This is a genomic window from Antarctobacter heliothermus (genome assembly GCF_002237555.1).
GTDB classification, from domain to species: Bacteria; Pseudomonadota; Alphaproteobacteria; order Rhodobacterales; family Rhodobacteraceae; genus Antarctobacter; species Antarctobacter heliothermus_B.
Map to the genome: position 1 here is coordinate 4,129,010 of NZ_CP022540.1, position 17,017 is coordinate 4,146,026.

At 62.7% G+C, this 17,017-nt stretch carries 12 protein-coding genes; 11 read left to right on the forward strand and 1 reads right to left on the reverse strand.

Annotated elements, in window-relative coordinates; translation table 11 throughout:
• Positions 1 to 81: 81 nt before the first annotated feature.
• The 3 genes from ANTHELSMS3_RS19615 to ANTHELSMS3_RS19625 all read left to right on the forward strand — a co-directional run bounded on the left by ANTHELSMS3_RS19615 (position 82) and on the right by ANTHELSMS3_RS19625 (position 3,892).
• The gene (locus ANTHELSMS3_RS19615; RefSeq protein ID WP_094036335.1) at positions 82 to 1,644 is read left to right on the forward strand and encodes a calcium-binding protein; all 1,563 of its coding nucleotides are present in this window, start codon (positions 82 to 84) and stop codon (positions 1,642 to 1,644) included.
• A 188-nt stretch (positions 1,645 to 1,832) separates the two neighbouring features.
• Positions 1,833 to 3,239, forward strand: a complete 1,407-nt coding sequence (locus tag ANTHELSMS3_RS19620; RefSeq protein ID WP_094036336.1) for a calcium-binding protein — start codon at positions 1,833 to 1,835, stop codon at positions 3,237 to 3,239.
• A gap of 89 nt (positions 3,240 to 3,328) precedes the next feature.
• Complete coding sequence (locus ANTHELSMS3_RS19625; RefSeq protein WP_094036337.1) at positions 3,329 to 3,892, forward strand: hemerythrin domain-containing protein; 564 nt, start codon at positions 3,329 to 3,331, stop codon at positions 3,890 to 3,892.
• 295 nt (positions 3,893 to 4,187) lie between these two features.
• Here ANTHELSMS3_RS19625 and ANTHELSMS3_RS19630 read toward each other — a convergent pair whose 3' ends face one another.
• A complete protein-coding gene (locus tag ANTHELSMS3_RS19630) occupies positions 4,188 to 6,032 on the reverse strand; it encodes a serine protease (RefSeq protein WP_094036338.1) in 1,845 nt (614 codons plus the stop codon).
• Between the two features lie 172 nt (positions 6,033 to 6,204).
• On the opposite strand from ANTHELSMS3_RS19630, the gene ANTHELSMS3_RS19635 reads away from it, so the two are divergent.
• The 8 genes from ANTHELSMS3_RS19635 to glmM all read left to right on the forward strand — a co-directional run bounded on the left by ANTHELSMS3_RS19635 (position 6,205) and on the right by glmM (position 17,000).
• Positions 6,205 to 7,131 (forward strand): glycine--tRNA ligase subunit alpha, encoded by a 927-nt coding sequence (locus ANTHELSMS3_RS19635; RefSeq protein ID WP_094036339.1) that lies wholly within the window; start codon positions 6,205 to 6,207, stop codon positions 7,129 to 7,131.
• A 14-nt stretch (positions 7,132 to 7,145) separates the two neighbouring features.
• Positions 7,146 to 7,664 carry a DUF6446 family protein gene (locus ANTHELSMS3_RS19640; RefSeq protein WP_094037256.1) on the forward strand — a complete coding sequence of 173 codons (519 nt, stop codon included), beginning with the start codon at positions 7,146 to 7,148 and terminating at the stop codon, positions 7,662 to 7,664.
• Positions 7,665 to 9,767, forward strand: a complete 2,103-nt coding sequence (gene glyS / locus ANTHELSMS3_RS19645) for a glycine--tRNA ligase subunit beta (protein WP_094036340.1) — start codon at positions 7,665 to 7,667, stop codon at positions 9,765 to 9,767.
• A 419-nt stretch (positions 9,768 to 10,186) separates the two neighbouring features.
• Entirely contained in the window at positions 10,187 to 12,694 is a 2,508-nt protein-coding gene (locus tag ANTHELSMS3_RS19650) for a putative PEP-binding protein (RefSeq protein WP_094037257.1), read from the forward strand.
• Between the two features lie 181 nt (positions 12,695 to 12,875).
• The gene (locus ANTHELSMS3_RS19655) at positions 12,876 to 13,562 is read left to right on the forward strand and encodes a cell wall hydrolase (RefSeq protein ID WP_198319843.1); all 687 of its coding nucleotides are present in this window, start codon (positions 12,876 to 12,878) and stop codon (positions 13,560 to 13,562) included.
• A gap of 106 nt (positions 13,563 to 13,668) precedes the next feature.
• Complete coding sequence (locus ANTHELSMS3_RS19660; RefSeq protein WP_094036341.1) at positions 13,669 to 14,607, forward strand: dihydroneopterin aldolase; 939 nt, start codon at positions 13,669 to 13,671, stop codon at positions 14,605 to 14,607.
• Positions 14,608 to 14,646: 39 nt separating this feature from the next.
• Entirely contained in the window at positions 14,647 to 15,660 is a 1,014-nt protein-coding gene (gene folP, locus ANTHELSMS3_RS19665) for a dihydropteroate synthase (RefSeq protein ID WP_094036342.1), read from the forward strand.
• On the forward strand, positions 15,657 to 17,000 hold the full coding sequence (glmM, locus tag ANTHELSMS3_RS19670) for a phosphoglucosamine mutase (protein WP_094036343.1): 1,344 nt from the start codon (positions 15,657 to 15,659) through the stop codon (positions 16,998 to 17,000). The genes folP and glmM overlap by 4 nt, the downstream gene beginning before the upstream one ends.
• The last annotated feature ends 17 nt before the right edge of the window (positions 17,001 to 17,017 follow it).

Sequence of the window (17,017 nt, forward strand, 5' to 3'; positions counted from 1 at the left end):
AAAACAATAATTTAAAGACAGCGCTCACAGGCATTCTACCCGTCGAGTAGTTCAACATTCATCCTTATAGGAATAGTTATCATGGCAGATTTCGGACTTGGAACTTTTTCGACAACGGCCAGAACGCTGGTCGGCAGCGAAAGCGGCTTTCTTGATCGTGACGGCACACTTCACGTTACCGGCAGTGACGCAATCTCAGCCACATTCGGCACCAACTGGGTGTCCAATCACGGCTTTATCTATGCCTATGGTGGCGGTTTTGCAGCCATTGATGCGGATGGTGGCGTCTTTGAACTGCTCAATGGCAAGGACGGTGTGATCGATGCCGAAAACCCCACCGGCGGCACGATCGACCTGAACCTGAGCACCTTTGCACAGTTGGTCAACCACGGGACTATCCATTCGGCGAACTCGGATGCGATCGAATTCTCCGATTCCGACGGCGGTGCCACTTTTCACCTGATCAACACCGGCGAGATCACCGCCAATGACACCACTGCGCTGGATCTCAATGTTGGAACGGGCACCTTTCGGATCGACAATTCCGGTCTGATTTCATCCTCAGGCGCTACGATTGATGTCGACCAGGACATCGGGGGCATCGGCAATCATATCCTGATCAACTCTGGCCACATCGTTGGCAGTGGCGACGACGGAGCGAATTTTGCGATCGGGACATCTGGGGGGCTGCAGATCGCCAACAGCGGTACGATCACTGGATGGTCAGAAGCGATCCAATCCACCCGCGACAACATTGTACGTATTCTGAACACGGGTATTCTGGAGAGCATCGGAACGGACATTGCGGTCAATATCGAAGGTGGCACCGATGTCATCCGAAACGCCGGTCACATTTTGGGCGACGTCTATATGGGCGGGGGCACCGACCTGTTCGAGGGCACTGGCGGTGTGGTCAATGGCACTGTCTACGGCGAAAGCGGTAACGACACGCTGGCTGGCGGCGAAGAGGCCGACAAACTGGATGGCGGCGGCGACGACGACAAACTGGTCGGGCGCGGCGGTGACGATTACCTCAACGGTGGCAGCGGCAGTGACGTCATTCTCGGCGGTGCGGGCAATGACGAGATCGACGGTGGCACCAACAGTGACACACTGAACGGAAATTCAGGCGACGACACCATTTTTGGCAATCTCGACAGTGACCTGCTTGTCGGTCAGGACGGCAGCGACTTTCTGGATGGCGGCAATCAAGACGATCTTCTGGACGGCGGCAACGGTGACGACACACTGGAAGGCGGTGACGGCAACGACATCCTGCGTGGTCGCGCGGGTGAGGACGATCTGGCCGGGGGTCTCGGCAGGGACCTGCTGACTGGCGGCGAAGGGGCGGACAATTTTGTCTTTCGCTCTATTGCGGGAACTGTTGCTGGCGCAAATCGCGACCAGATCATGGATTTCGAACAGGGCGTCGATACCATTGTCATCGCGGGGCTTAGCCCGGGTGTGTTCGAATTCCGCGGCACCGCGGCCTTTGCGCCCTCGGGCAACCCGGAAATTCGCCTGAATGAGACCGCCACCGGGTCGACCATCGTTCAGATCGATAACAACGGTGACGGCACCATCGACGCAGAAATTCGCGTCGGCGGCGTCACCGGGCTGACGGCGGATGATTTCGTGCTGTAATCCGCCGACGTCACAAACGCGACCTACGTGGTCTGCCTGAAGTTGTGTTAAATTTGACTACGCGGTCCAACATTTGACCGTTGCGGGCAGGGATTTGTTTCAAATCTCTGCCTCTGTTCGGACTGTTTTCAGATCGGTCAGCGACGCGTCTTTTTCGGATCATTGCATTTCGTAGAAGGACAATTCCAATGGCAGACTTTACACTTACCGGCTATTCGACCGCCCCGCAGACGCTTTTGGGCAACGAAACCGGCATATTGACAGATCAGGACGCCAATCTTGTCGTCAATACTGACGCCGTTATCTCGGCGGGGCCGGGCACAAACTATCTATATGTGAACGGCTCGATCGTGGCACACTCCAGTCTAAGCGGCAGTGCCGTGCAGCACTCCGGTGCCAACCTCTATGTCTTTGTCGGGCCATCCGGCACGGTCACGTCACTTGAAACGGACACGTTCGATATCCAGGGCACCGGCAACTTTAACCTGGTGAACGATGGCACCATCATGTCCAATGACGACGCCATCGATTCACGCGTTTCCGATACCGGCGGTACAAACCGCCTTGTGAACAGCGGCAAGATCGTTGCCCTGTCCACTGCCGTCGCTTTCGATGGCGGCACTGGAACCCAATATATCTCGAACTCCGGCACGATTGAGGGGGGAACCAACGGTGTCTTTTCGAATTGGGAAATCGGGTCCACGGGTTCGAGCTATTTAAACAACACGGGGATCGTCTCGGGGCTGACGTATTCATACACTTCGGGCAGCGGCACGGGGCGTGACTACATCTACAATTCCGGGATCATGGATGGCAACATTATAACCGGGACGGGCAACGACCGGTACGAAGGTCCAGGCGTCTTGCGCGGCGAATACTTCGCAGGCAACGGCAATGACACGGCCGCAGGCGGCGCCTCGACCGATGTGTTCCGGGGCGGCAATGACAATGACCTGCTGGTGGGCCGAGGCGGCGACGACAGCCTGTTCGGCGACAATGGTCTGGACACGCTTCTGGGTGGCGATGGCAACGACCGGGTCGAAGGCGGCGCTGACAATGACACGCTCAACGGCAACGCCGGTGACGATACTCTGCTGGGCGGTGCGGGCAACGATCTGCTGGTCGGACAGGACGGCAGCGACCTCCTTGAAGGCGGAGCCGACAATGACACGATGGACGGCGGCAACGGTGACGACATTCTAGAAGGCGGTGACGGCAATGACGTCCTGCGCGGTCGCGCGGGTGAGGATGACCTTGCGGGCGGATTGGGCCGCGACTACCTGACCGGCGGCGCAGGGGCGGACAATTTTGTCTTTCGTTCAGTGGCTGAAACCGTGGCGGGCGCAAACCGCGACCAGATCCTTGATTTCGAACAGGGTGTCGACACCATTGTCATTGCGGGGCTTAGCCCGGGCGTGTTCGAATTCCGCGGCACTGCGGCCTTTGCCCCCTCGGGCAACCCCGAAATCCGCATGAATGAGACCGCCACCGGGTCGACCATTGTGCAAATCGACAACAACGGTGACGGCGTGATCGACGCCGAAATCCGCGTTGGCGGCGTGACCGGGTTGACGGCGGATGATTTCGTGCTCTGACGGCACGAAGGCGGGGGCCGTGCGCCCCCGCTCCTGGCCTGTGCGGGATTGCGGATTGTTATCTTATAACGCGCCCCCATTTCCCCTGCATGACCCAAGACATCGAAACCCGCAGCGGCCTGCCTGAAGACATGCAGACCCTGCTGCGGACCTTGCCACGCGATGGCTGGCACAGGCATCCGCATCTCTCCGACAGCACCCGCAACTGGATGCGCGCCCATCAGGGCTTTCGCCAGTTGGGACAGATCGTGCTGGACGACACAGAGGCCTTTCTGGACGGCCAGACCGAGGACCAAACCTATGCCGGGCGTCTGGCGCATTTTGGCAACGTGCTGGTGCGCAACCTGCATGGTCATCACACCTGGGAGGACCGCAAGTTCTTTCCAGAACTCGAAGGTGCTGACCCTCGCTTTGCCGATGGGTTGCAGATGCTGGAAAGCGATCATGTGGCTCTGGACAACCTGCTGGACCGCTTCACACGCGCCGCAAACCGGACCGTGCAACTGGCCACACTGGACCCACGCCAAATGAGCGAAGAGGCGCGTCCCGTGCGCGACATGGTCGAAACGCTAGGCGGTTTCCTAAACCGGCACCTGACCGACGAAGAGGATCTGGTGGTGCCGATCCTGCTGCATCACCGCCTGCGCGACTGAAGGCAGCGCGCGCTGCCGCAGCACGTTGTTAACCGTGCTGCGGCAAAACCACCGGCGGTCGACCATGAAAACAGGATCAGCGCCCCACCCTCTTGGGGACCGTTCGATCTGCGCAGGATGGGGTATCACAGGCCCCTTAGGGCCGGGATTGGCACCCCGGCGCAGATGATCCGTTTCCGGCGGCCGCCGACCTTACATCGTCCCTCTTCAGGGCAAGGCACAAAAAAACCGCCCCGGTCACATCGGCCGGGGCGGCGTTTGGGCTGCGCTCAGCCAATCTGTAGCCAGCCAGATCTTACCAGCAGCTGACCAGCACGGTCATCTCGGCCGCCATGGCGGTCAGATCCTCAGGGGCCAGCGGGGTCAACCCGCTGCGCGCCACCGGCTGGATGCCGTTGTTGCGCAGGAAATCAAGGATACGCTCCCCCTTGGTGGCAAAGCTGACCTGCTCGGGCAGAACGCGACCGCCCGGCTGATCCTTGGGCAACAGCATCCCCAGCACCGTGCCGCCGGTGTCAAAGACAGGGCCGCCCGCGTCGCCGGGCAGCGCCGACAACGCCAGCCGCTTGATCCCGTCCTCACCGTTCAGGCCGCGCAGATCCTCTAGCGTGCCAAAGGTCAGTGTCGGCGCGGTCAGCACCCCGCCAAAGGAAAAGCCTGCCACCGCCACTTCGGACTGCAACCGCAACTCACCGGACCGGAACTGCGCCACACGGCGCGGGGCCAACCGTTCAACCGGGCTGAGCACCGCGATGCCCAATGCCTCATCCGTGGCCAGAACCCGCGCATCATGCACACCGTTCAATGTAACACGCTCACAGCCCGCCACCAGCGACGCCGAGGTCAAGACCGTGCCGCGCGCCTCGATGAAGAACCCTGTTGCGCTGGCCTTGGCCGTGCGCACCTTGAGGCCCGACACAAGGTCGATCGCCTGCCCATCATCGCTGACCAGCGCCGGGTCCAGCACGCCGTCGATCCGGCGATAGCTATCCTGCATGATCTTGAGCACGCGACTGCGGCGTTCCTCATCCCCTGCCGGCCAGATCAGGCCAAAGCCCTTGATCTCTCCGTTTTGCAGGCCGACCTCGAAATGGGCCACGATGCGGTCATTCTCGCCGATGATGTTGAACCCGCGACGGTCGCGCGTGCGCTCCCCCTCGACGGGAATGATCTCCAGCGTCTGCATGATCTCGTACAGACCGGCAAGGCTGCTTTCATCGCCCGGCTGGCTGACAAGGATCACCCGAGCGTCGATGTCCGTCTTGGGCTTGTAGATTGCAAAGGGCGACTCGTAGCGGTCCAGTTCGACCGCACCCAGCGGCAACTGCATGGCGATACCGACGCGCGCGTCCTCGACCATTTCCATATCCATGCCCTCAAGCACGGCGTTGTATTGGCGTTGCAGTTCTGCCCGTTGCCGGGTGGTCAACACGCCGGTCGGGTCAAAATTATTCGCCTCTTGCCAGCGCGACATCGAAGAACGCGTACCCGGGCCAAAGGCGCCGTCGATGCCACCATCATAGAAACCGGCCCATTTCAGCGCAATTTGCAACGCGTCGCGTTCATCGCGGGTCAGGGCGGCCTCAGACCGGCGCGCCTCTTGGACGGTCTCCTCCGGTTCGGGCTCCGGCACCACGGGCGCGGGATCAGGCGTCACCGGCAAGGCCGTTTCAGCCGTCTCACTTAGGGGTTCGGGATCGGGCGGGATCACCACGGGGTCCACAACCTCGGGTTCTGGCAATGGTGCCACGGGCACCGGAACCGGAATCACCGCTGCGCCGTCATTGCCCACGCCCACGGGCCAGAACTGCTGGCCATAGGCCTCTCGCGCCTCGATATAGCTGTCGACCGGGATGCGCCGCGCCTGCAATAGCTCGGTCAGCCTGCCTTGCGCCTGTGGCCGCGTGTAGGGGCCCAGCGCCACACCGTACCAGCCACCGCCCAACGAAAAGCCGTTCACGTCGTCCAGCCGATCCGCGTACTCACGCACGCTGATCTGTGCACTGGCCAGCGATGTGCGCGCCTCGACCTGGATATAGACGATGCCGCCCGCCGCCTGCGGGGTGGGATCATCCTGCGCCATAGCCCCCACCGCGGTCAGAACCAGCGCGAAGAGAACCGAAAAAAGTCTTTGTATCATGGGTGTTATGGACCCCTTGGGTTTGCAATCTCAACCTTATCCACCGACCGAGTCTTATCAGAAGACCCGGCACATGCACGCAAAAAGGGCGTGAGGCGCGGCCCTCGTATCAGATTGACCCTGTCGGCGCACCGGCTTAATCAGACGCCAGCCGAAAAAAGGGAGCGCTGACATGGCCGAGAGCCTGCAGAAGCCACGCAGTTTTCAGGAAATCATCCTGCGCCTTCAGACATACTGGGCGGGCAAGGGTTGCGCGATTCTGCAACCCTACGACATGGAGGTCGGCGCGGGCACCTTTCACCCGGCGACCACTTTGCGGTCTTTGGGGTCGAAACCCTGGGCCGCCGCCTACGTCCAGCCGTCGCGACGTCCCACCGATGGCCGTTATGGCGAGAACCCCAACCGGCTGCAGCATTACTATCAGTATCAAGTGCTGATCAAACCTTCGCCGCCCGATCTGCAAGACCTTTATCTGGGCTCACTCCGAGCCATCGGTATCGATATGGCCCTGCACGATGTGCGCTTTGTCGAAGACGACTGGGAAAGCCCGACACTGGGCGCCTGGGGTCTGGGTTGGGAGGTCTGGTGCGACGGTATGGAAGTGTCGCAGTTCACCTATTTCCAGCAGGTTGGTGGCCATGATTGCGCCCCCGTGTCGGGGGAACTGACCTATGGTCTGGAGCGCCTAGCGATGTATGTGCTGGGCGTCGACCACGTCATGGACATGCCCTTTAACGATCCGCAAACGCCCATCGCCCTGACCTACGGCGACATCTTTCGCCAGACGGAAGAGGAATATTCGCGCTGGAACTTTGACGTGGCCGACACAGAGGTGCTGCTGCGCCACTTTGAAGAGGCAGAGGCTGAATGCGCCCGCATTCTGGCCGCGCCGCATGATGACCCCAAAACCGGCAAGCGCATTATCATGGCGCACCCCGCCTATGACCAGTGCATCAAGGCCAGCCATGTCTTCAATCTGCTGGATGCACGCGGCGTGATCTCTGTCACCGAGCGTCAGGCCTATATCGGGCGCGTGCGGGCCTTGGCCAAAATGTGCGCCGACGCCTTTGTGACAACCAGCGCCGGAGGTGCCGCGTGACCGCAGGCAAGCTCATGGTGGTGGCCATCGTGCTCTGCGGCCTGATCGCGGGTGTGTCGATGTATTACCTTCAGGTCTATCACTTCTACAAAGAGGTGCCCGCCACCGGACCGGAAGACGTGCTGCTGACGACGCTGGCTGGCGACCTGACCGCCCTGCCCCACAGCGATTTTCGCGCCATCGACGCCGACAGCTCACCGATCCGCTACCGCGCCTGTTTCACCACAGACGTGACGCCGGCTCAGGCCGCCGCGACCTTTGAACCCTATGAGGGCGCAGAGCCGCGGGTGGCCCCCGGATGGTTCGACTGCTTCGACGCCGAGAGCATCGGCACCACCATCACGGCGGGCAAGGCCAGTGTCTTTGTCGGCCACCGCAATATCGAATACGGAATAGACCGCGTCGTGGCGATCACCGAAGACGGGCATGGCTATGTCTGGCACGAAATCAACGACTGCGGCGACAAGGCCTATGACGGGACGCCCTTGGGCGATGACTGCCCGGACCGCGCCAGTTTCGAGAAGGATCAATAAATGCCCGATCTGCTGATCGAACTCTTCTCCGAAGAGATCCCCGCCCGGATGCAGCCCAAGGCCGCAGAAGACCTGAAAAAATTGATGACCGACGGGCTTGTCGAGGCGGGTCTGACCTATGAGGGCGCACAGGCCTTTTCTACCCCGCGCCGCCTTGCGCTGACCGTACACGGCCTCACAGGCCAAAGCCCGACACTGCGCGAGGAACGCCGCGGCCCCAAGGTGGGCGCGCCTGACAAGGCGCTTGAGGGCTTCATGCGTGGGGCGGGCGTGACCCGCGATCAGCTTGAAGAACGGACTGAGAAAAAGGGTAGCTTTTACTACGCCACCGTCACCACGCCGGGCCGCCCGGCCGCACAGATCGTGGCGGATGTGCTGGAACAGACGGTGCGCGGTTTTCCGTGGCCCAAATCGATGCGCTGGGGAACCGGGTCGCTGCGCTGGGTGCGCCCGCTGCACCGTATCATGTGCCTGCTGACCGATGAGGCGGGCGATCACCCGGTCGCGCTGAACATTGACGGCATCCCGGTGGGCCAGACCACCGAAGGCCACCGCTTTATGGCGGATGGCACCTTTGACGTCACCAGCTTCGAGGATTACGAGACGCGCCTGAAACGCGCCCATGTGATCCTGTCGGCGCAGGACCGCGCCGATACGATCTGGCATGATGCCACCAACATGGCTTTTGCTCAGGGGATGGAGGTGGTCGAAGATCCCGGCCTGCTGCGCGAGGTCGCCGGGCTGGTCGAATGGCCTGTGGTTCTGATGGGCGACATCGGGGCCGCCTTCCTCGACCTGCCGCCAGAGGTGCTGCAAACCTCGATGAAAGAGCATCAAAAGTTCTTTTCGGTGAAAAATCCCTCAACGGGCCGGATCGAGAAATTCATCACCGTCGCCAATATCGAGACGGCGGACAATGGCACCACGATCCTTGCAGGCAATCAAAAGGTGCTGGCCGCCCGCCTGTCGGATGCCAAGTTCTTTTGGGAAAACGACCTGCGCGTGGCCAAAGGCGCAGGCCTCAGCGCCTGGACCGAACGGCTGGGCAATGTCACCTTCCACAACAAGCTGGGCAGCCAGCGTGACCGCATCGCCCGCATCACCGGACTTGCACGCGAAATCGCGCCGATGGTGGGCGCGGACGCCGGATTGGCCGCTCAGGCGGCAGATGTGGCCAAGGCGGACCTCAACTCGGAAATGGTTTATGAATTTCCCGAACTGCAGGGCCTGATGGGCCGCTACTATGCACAGGCAGCGGGTCTTGACGCCTCTGTTGCCGCCGCCTGCGAAGACCACTATGCGCCGCTTGGCCCCTCCGACGATGTGCCGGACGCCCCGGTGTCTGTCGCGGTGGCATTGGCGGACAAGCTGGACACGCTGACTGGCTTCTGGGCCATCGACGAAAAGCCCACCGGCTCCAAAGACCCCTTTGCCCTGCGCCGCGCCGCTCTTGGTGTGATCCGCTTGGTGCTGGAAAACGGCCTGCGGATCGACCTCGCGACGGTCATTCGCAAAGCGGACTTTCTTGTCGCCGAAAACGAGGACGGAGTTATTGGACCCTCACCAGATGTCTACATTCCCGATCTGATCTCCTTCATCCATGATCGGCTCAAGGTGCACCTGCGCGCCGAGGGCATTCGCCACGATGTCATTGATGCCTGCCTTGCCATGGACGGCCGGCACGATCTTGCACTGGTGGTCAAACGCGCTCAAGCTCTGTCAGGCTTCCTCGCCACTGAGGATGGTGGCAACCTGCTGAGCGGCTTCAAACGCGCCAACAACATCCTCACCCAGGCCGAGGACAAGGATGGCGTTGAATACAGCTTTGGCGCGGATGTGAAATTCGCCGAAGTCGAAGAGGAACGCGCACTGTTCACCGCCCTGCAGGCGGCAGAAACCCGCATCGCACCGGCGATGGCAGCAGAAGAGTTTGAGACCGCGATGGCTGCGATGGCCGACCTGCGCGCGCCAATCGACGCTTTTTTTGAGGCGGTGCAAGTGAATGCCGACAACCAGATCGTGCGCCGCAACCGCCTGAACATGCTGGGCAGCATCCGCAAGACCTGCCTGCAAGTCGCCGACCTGACCAAGATCGAAGGGTAACGCCCCGAACCAGCGCCCTAGGGCGCTGGCTTCACCACCTCGCCAAGGCAACGGAATAGACACGGGCTCCCGATCAACCGGCTGCCCGCCCTTCGGCTTCTTCTTGGACCAAATACTCATCCTCTCTGCCCTGGCAGGACACGCCGCCGCCCGACCCGATAGCGCAGCGTGCCACAGGCCGCGCGGCGGCGCAGGGTGGGCGGGTGGGAGCGCCGCCGCGCCCGCGCCCAAAGGCGCACGTCTGAACCGGCGCAAACCGCCCGCCATGTTGCAGCGCCGCAAGACCTCTGCCCCGCGCCCCTTTCCCGCCTTGCCAAGCCGCCCGCAGCGCCTATGCTGCACCTCACTCCGGAGGTGCTGCAGTGCAGAAACCCGATCACCAGAACCCGAACATCACGGTCATCACCGCCGATGCGCCGATGTCCACGCCGACCCATGGCGGACGCGCGAAATGCCTTCAGCGTCTCGTACGGCTGGATCTGCCGGTTCCACGCACCGTGGCGCTGTCATTCGATGCCGTCCACCGCATCGCCGCCGGACGGTTTCCCGACATGCCCGCCCTGGTCGATGCCTTTGAACCAGAGACTCTGCTCTGCGTGCGCCCCTCCTCCGAAGACCCCGATTGGGGCGGACCCGGTGCGATCCTCAACATCGGCATGAACGACGCCCGCTATGTCGATCTGGCCGACCGCATTGGTCAGGACGCCGCCGCCGGGCTCTACCTGCGGTTTGTGCAGGCCTATGCCATCCATGTCGCACGTCTGGACCCCGACCTGTTCGATGAGATCGAGGACACCGGCGCCGCCGGGCTTAGCGCCGCCTTGCGCGCATATGAGGAAGAGGCCGAGGAAACCTTTCCCCAAGACCCCGCGCGCCAGCTGCGTGAGGTTCTGCGTAGCATGGCCCGCGCATGGGAGGGCACCTCTGCCCGCCTGTTGCGACAGGCCAAGGGCGCGCCGGTCGACGCGGGTCTTGGGCTGGTGGTGCAGGAAATGGCACTGGGGCTGGGACAGGGGCGCGGCGAAACTGGATCTGGCGTGCTGCAACTGGTCAATTCGGACACCGGCCAGCGCCTGATCACCGGACGCTACCTCAGCCAAAGTCAGGGACGCGAGGCCCTGCAGGGCGGCAGCGAAAGCCTGTACCTGACCCGCGACCCGCGCGGCCCCTCGCTAGAGGAACTGGCCCCGCAGGCCTTTGCCGCACTCACCAGCCATGCCGATCTCATGCGCCGACGGTTGCGCGCCGAAATGCAGATCGAATTCACCCTTCAGAACGGCCAGTTACACATCCTCGACGGTGTGCGGGTCAACGCCTCGTCCCGCGCGGCGCTTGCGATTGCAGTGCGCCTAGCCGAAGAGGGAATCATTAGCCAGGAAGACGCAGTCCTGCGGATCGAACCCCGCGCCGTCAGCGAGCTGTTGCACCGCCAGGTTGCCCCCGAAGCGCGCCGTGAGGTCATCGGGCGCGGTGTTGCGGCATCTCCGGGCGCAGCCACCGGGCGGCTGGTTTTTTCCTCGTCCGAGGCGCAGGCCAGCGCGGCGCGCAACGAACCCTGTATCCTTGTCCGCCGCGAAACCTCGCCCGAGGACGTGCGGGGCATGCATGCGGCGGTAGGTGTGCTGACCGAACGGGGCGGCATGACCAGCCACGCCGCCGTTATCGGACGTGGCCTTGGCCTGCCCTGCGTCGTCGGCGCCGCGCGGCTGCATTTCAACCCGCAGCGCAAGACGTTTCAGGGCGAAGACGGCCAAACATACCGCGAAGGCGATGTGATCACACTGGACGGCACCTCTGGTCAGGTGCTGCGCGGCAGTCCCGAAATGGTGGAGGCGGCGCTGGATGAGGCGTTCAACACGCTGATGGGCTGGGCGGATGCGGCGCGCGACATCGGGGTGCGGGCCAATGCCGACACCCCCGCCGATGCCGCCACCGCGCGCAACTTTGCCGCCGAGGGCATTGGTCTTTGCCGGACCGAACACATGTTCTTTGAAACCGACCGCATCACCCCGATGCGTGAGATGATCTTTGCCGACACGGTCGAGGACCGACAGGCCGCGCTTGCGCTATTGCTACCCATGCAACGCAATGACTTTACAGAGCTTTTTCGCATCATGGAGGGGCTTCCTGTCTGTATCCGGCTGTTCGATCCGCCCCTGCACGAATTCCTGCCCACCGACCGCGCCGGTCTGCGCGATCTGGCAGAGGCGCTGAACCTTCCGGTCTCGGACGTGACCCGCCGGGTCGAGGCGATGGGCGAATACAACCCCATGCTGGGCCTGCGCGGCGTGCGTCTGGGGATCACCGTGCCGGAAATCTACGACATGCAGACACGCGCCATCTTCGAGGCCACGCTGGACGCCAGCCGCGAGGGCGCGCCAGTGGTGCCAGAGATCATGTTGCCGCTGGTGTCCGCCAAACGCGAGGTCGAACTGGTCCGCACAAGGATTGAGGCGGTCGCCGCCGCGGTGCGCACCGAACGTGGACGTGACTTTACCTATCGCATGGGCGTGATGGTCGAGACACCCCGCGCCTGCCTGCGCGCCGATGAAATTGCGCCCTATTCACATTTTCTGTCCTTCGGCACCAACGATCTGACCCAGATGACCTACGGCCTGTCGCGTGACGACGCCGGGCGGTTCATGTCGGATTATGTGCAGCAGGGTGTGTTCAGCGAAGACCCGTTTCATGTGCTCGATGTCGACGGCGTGGGCGAGTTGCTCGCCACGGGCGTGCAACGCGGGCGGTCTACAAACAAGACTGTCACCCTGTCGATCTGCGGCGAGCACGGCGGCAACCCCGAATCGATTGCATTTTGCAGAGCCGCAGGAATGGATTACGTCAGCTGTTCGCCGTTTCGTGTGCCGGTCGCCCGGCTTGCCGCCGCACACCTTGCGCTGCGTGACCGGGGCCTGACCTCAGGCTGAAAACTCTAGGAAACCAAGGGCCGTCAGGCCGTTGGCCGTCCACCTTGACGGACCGCCAACCCGCCGGCGGCAGCCGCGACATGCCGTAATCTTTACCGACTGATCATTTTTCTGTATGAATTTCTCCGTTGTGCGGCGTGAGGCACCGCTCAACGCATGGTCGATTGGGGGAATTTTCGACATGAACGCGTTTATCACTGCCCTTCGCCGGGGCCTGTTTCTTGCGGCCTTCGCTCTGGCTGCTGCTCGTTTGACCACAGTGTCCAGCCCGGCTTTTGCCGACCCGGCCCGCAGCGCACAGACGCTGATGACGCTAGAAAGCCGCGCGCTGGCCCGTGTGGGCACCAACCATCTCAAGGGGCTTGTGACGCCTGTCGCACCCGTTCCCGCCGCTGCCGGCGCGGTCACAGGCAAGAGCACCAAATATGACGAAGCCTGGATTGCCAAACAGCCCAAGGCCAAGGGCGGCGCACAATGGCGCTGTCTGGCAGAGGCGCTGTATTTCGAGGCCCGCGGCGAAACCGTCGAAGGCTTGTTTGCCGTCTCCGAGGTGATCATCAACCGGGTCGCGTCCAAGCGGTTCCCCAGTTCGATCTGCGGTGTCGTCAACCAAGGCACCGGCCGCAAGTTCGCCTGCCAGTTTACCTACACATGCGATGGCCGCCCCGAACACATAGACGATCCGCGTTCTTGGGACCGGGTCGGCAAGGTGGCCCGCGCGGCGCTGGACGGCAAGAGCAAGGGGTTCACCAAAGGGGCCACGCACTACCATGCCACATGGGTGTCGCCCGATTGGTCGCGGAAATACACCAAGACCTACGCCCACGGCGTTCACATCTTTTACCGCCACACCTGGCGCGGCCAGTAAACGGTCGGCAATCCGTCGCCAGAGGGCGAAAAAGGGGCGTACGCGGCTGGCCGTTGTGCGCCCTTTTTCGTAGGTTGCGCCGCGACGCATTCCAAGAGGGGCCGCTATGCCCAGTGACATCCGCCTAGCCTTTGCCCACCCGTCCGAACGCAGCATCGCCACCGCAGGCGACACGCCGCATGACCGGATCTCTGTCCGCGATCATATTGTCGAGGTCGAGATTGGCGCCTTTCAGGCCGAACGTGGCACAACGCAGCGCGTGCAATTCAACGTGGTGGTCGAGGTGATCCCCTTTACCGGCCCGCTTGACGATGATGTCGACCGCATCCTGTCCTACGACCGGGTGACAGAGGCGATCGAATATGAACTGGCCGAAGAGCGGCTGAACCTGCTGGAAACGCTGGCCGAACGCATCGCCGAACGGATTCTGCTGGAACCGCAGGCGCTGCGTGCATTTGTGCGCATTGAAAAGCTGGATCGCGGTCCCGGCGCGCTGGGGGTAGAGATCGTGCGCGCCCGGCGCGATGTGGCCGATCACCTGAACGCCGTGGCCGAGGCGGTGGCACAAGAACGGCCGCATCCGCGCGTCGTCTACCTGTCAAACGCCGCCATCGCCGATCCGCGCCTGACCGACTGGCTGGATGAGCTGGAGACGCGCCGCGCGCCGCTGATCCTGTGTGTCGGACGCCCCGATCTGCCGGTGCCTCAGACCTGCCACAAGATGACCCAGCGCCGGATTGATCTGCTGGCCATCGAACAAAACGGCTGGTGCCTTGCCGCCCGTGATCCGCGCGCCAAGGTGGTGGCCACCCGAACCGAACTGGACTGGGCCATGCGGCACGGGCAGATCTGTGTCTGGGCCCCGTCCAAGATCGTACTGGATGCGACCGAGGGGCCCCGCTTTCAACCCCGCGACTCCGTCGCGCTGGCGGGCTGGCTCGCGGGCGAGCTGGAAGCCTGCGAACTGTTGGTCATCGGCGAAGAATTGCCCGAGTCTCCGCCCGTCGCGGCGCGCGCGGTGCCAGAGGGTGCTGCGCTTTTCTAACTGCTTGCCAAGGCCGGGCTTATCGGTCAGTCAGTCGATATGTGCGTTTATTTTCGCCCGATTGTCCGTTTTGACGGCCCCCGCCCTGCCGAGGCGATTGACCTTGCTGGCGGGCCCGGCTGGTTTTCCCATGCTGTCCGCCTATCCCGCGATCGCGCGCCGCAAACTGTCTCCGTCGACGAGATCCCCGACGACTTTCGCGAACGACTTTCGGCACCGCGCACGCCGATGGCTGGGCTGGTGTTTGACCAGCCGCGCGTGATGGGCATTCTCAATGTCACGCCAGACAGTTTCTCGGACGGGGGCCTGCACCAGACCGCCTCTCAGGCCGTTCAGCGCGCGCATGAAATGGCCGCTGCCGGCGCTGACATCATAGATATCGGCGGCGAAAGCACCCGCCCGGGGGCCTTGACCGTCCCGCATGAGGCAGAGATCGCCCGGGTCGAGCCGGTGATCACCGCACTCAGCCGCGAACTCGCCACACCGATCTCGATCGACACACGCAAATCCTCGGTGGCAGAGGCCGCCGTGCGCGCGGGTGCGGCATTGGTCAACGATGTTTCCGGGTTCACTTTTGACCCGATGCTGGCGCGGTATTGCCGCGACCACGGGCTGCCCGTCTGCGTGATGCATGCGCGCGGCGATCCCGAAACCATGCAGAGCGACCCGCGCTATGACGACGTATTGCTGGACGTGTATGACTTTCTGGCCGCGCAGGTTGCCATGCTGGTGGAAACCGGCATTCCCCGTTCCCGCATCCTGGTCGATCCGGGCATCGGTTTTGGCAAGCGGATCGAACACAACCTGACGATCCTGCAAAACATCGCGCTGTTCCACGGGATCGGCTGCGCCGTTCTGGTCGGCGCGTCGCGCAAACGGTTCATCGGCACGATCAGCGGTGCAGAAACACCTGCAGAGCGCACCTTTGGATCAGTCGCCGTGGCGCAGGCCGTTGCCGCGCAGGGCGTGCAGGTTGTCCGCGTCCATGATGTCACTGAAACCGCGCAGGCGCTTGCCGTCTGGCGGGCCATTGCACAAGGAACCTATCCATGAGCCGCACGCTTTTTGGCACCGACGGTGTTCGCGGAACCGCCAATGCATATCCCATGACCGCAGAGTTGGCCCTGATGCTGGGCGCCGCGGTCGGACGGTATTTTCGCAACGAACACAGCGGCGTGCACCGGGTTGTCATAGGCAAGGACACGCGGCTGTCTGGTTACATGTTCGAAAACGCGTTGACCGCCGGTCTGACCTCGACCGGGATGAACGCGCTGCTGTTGGGTCCGGTCCCCACGCCCGCCGTGGGTCTGCTGACCACCTCTATGCGCGCCGATCTGGGCATCATGATTTCCGCCAGCCACAATCCCGCCGCCGACAACGGGATCAAGTTTTTTGGCCCCGACGGGTTCAAGCTGTCCGATGATGTCGAGGCCGAAATCGAGGCCATGGTTCTGGCAGGCGTGCGCCCTGCACAACCTAACAATATCGGCCGCGCGCGACGCATCGACGATGGCCGCTTTCGCTATCAGGAACGGGTCAAAGGCACCTTGCCATCGGGTTTGCGGCTGGACGGGATCAAGGTGGTGGTGGATTGCGCCAACGGTGCCGCCTACAAGACCGCGCCAGAAGTCCTGTGGGAACTGGGTGCCGATGTGGTGACCGTGGGTACAGACCCCAACGGTCTGAACATCAACGACAATTGCGGATCGACCAAACCGGCGGCTGCGGCAGAGGCGGTGCGCCGCCACGGTGCGGACGTGGGTCTGTGTCTGGATGGCGATGCCGACCGCATCCTGATGATCGACGAAAACGGGCGCGTGGCCGACGGCGATCAGTTCATGGCGCTGTTGGCGGCCCGCTGGGCCGAAGAGGACCGCCTGAAGGGCGGCACCCTGGTCGCCACGGTGATGTCGAACCTCGGCCTGGAACGGTTTCTGGGGGATCGCGGTTTGCGACTGGAACGGACCAAGGTCGGCGACCGCTATGTGGTCGAGGCGATGCGCGCGGGCGGCTGGAACCTTGGCGGGGAACAGTCGGGCCATATCGTGATGACCGATTACGCCACCACCGGCGACGGGCTGATGGCGGGGCTGCAATTCCTCGCCGAGATGGTGCGCACCGGCAAAAAGGCCTCTGACCTTGCGCAAAGTTTTGAGCGCGTGCCGCAGCTGCTGAAAAACGTGCGCTATGGTGACGGTCCGCTGCCGTTGGACGCTGACAACGTCAAAAAGGCAATCCGTGATGCAGAGGGTTTGTTGACCGGCAAAGGCCGCCTGTTGATCCGCAAATCGGGCACAGAGCCGTTGATCCGCGTCATGGCGGAATGTGAGGATGAGGATCTGCTGAGCCAGGTCGTCAATGGCATCGTCGCCGAGGTTGAAGCGGTCGCCTGACGCGCCACCGTCCCGGG

Excerpts from the sequence above, each read along its gene's own strand:
- ANTHELSMS3_RS19615 (WP_094036335.1), top strand. The coding sequence starts at position 82 with ATGGCAGATTTCGGACTTGGAACTTTTTCGACAACGGCCAGAACGCTG.
- glmM (WP_094036343.1), top strand. The coding sequence starts at position 15,657 with ATGAGCCGCACGCTTTTTGGCACCGACGGTGTTCGCGGAACCGCCAAT.
- glyS (WP_094036340.1), top strand. The coding sequence starts at position 7,665 with ATGCCCGATCTGCTGATCGAACTCTTCTCCGAAGAGATCCCCGCCCGG.
- ANTHELSMS3_RS19660 (WP_094036341.1), top strand. The coding sequence starts at position 13,669 with ATGCCCAGTGACATCCGCCTAGCCTTTGCCCACCCGTCCGAACGCAGC.
- ANTHELSMS3_RS19640 (WP_094037256.1), top strand. The coding sequence starts at position 7,146 with ATGGTGGTGGCCATCGTGCTCTGCGGCCTGATCGCGGGTGTGTCGATG.
- ANTHELSMS3_RS19635 (WP_094036339.1), top strand. The coding sequence starts at position 6,205 with ATGGCCGAGAGCCTGCAGAAGCCACGCAGTTTTCAGGAAATCATCCTG.
- ANTHELSMS3_RS19620 (WP_094036336.1), top strand. The coding sequence starts at position 1,833 with ATGGCAGACTTTACACTTACCGGCTATTCGACCGCCCCGCAGACGCTT.
- ANTHELSMS3_RS19650 (WP_094037257.1), top strand. The coding sequence starts at position 10,187 with ATGTCCACGCCGACCCATGGCGGACGCGCGAAATGCCTTCAGCGTCTC.
- ANTHELSMS3_RS19655 (WP_198319843.1), top strand. The coding sequence starts at position 12,876 with ATGAACGCGTTTATCACTGCCCTTCGCCGGGGCCTGTTTCTTGCGGCC.
- ANTHELSMS3_RS19625 (WP_094036337.1), top strand. The coding sequence starts at position 3,329 with ATGACCCAAGACATCGAAACCCGCAGCGGCCTGCCTGAAGACATGCAG.
- folP (WP_094036342.1), top strand. The coding sequence starts at position 14,647 with ATGTGCGTTTATTTTCGCCCGATTGTCCGTTTTGACGGCCCCCGCCCT.
- ANTHELSMS3_RS19630 (WP_094036338.1), bottom strand. The coding sequence starts at position 6,032 with ATGATACAAAGACTTTTTTCGGTTCTCTTCGCGCTGGTTCTGACCGCG.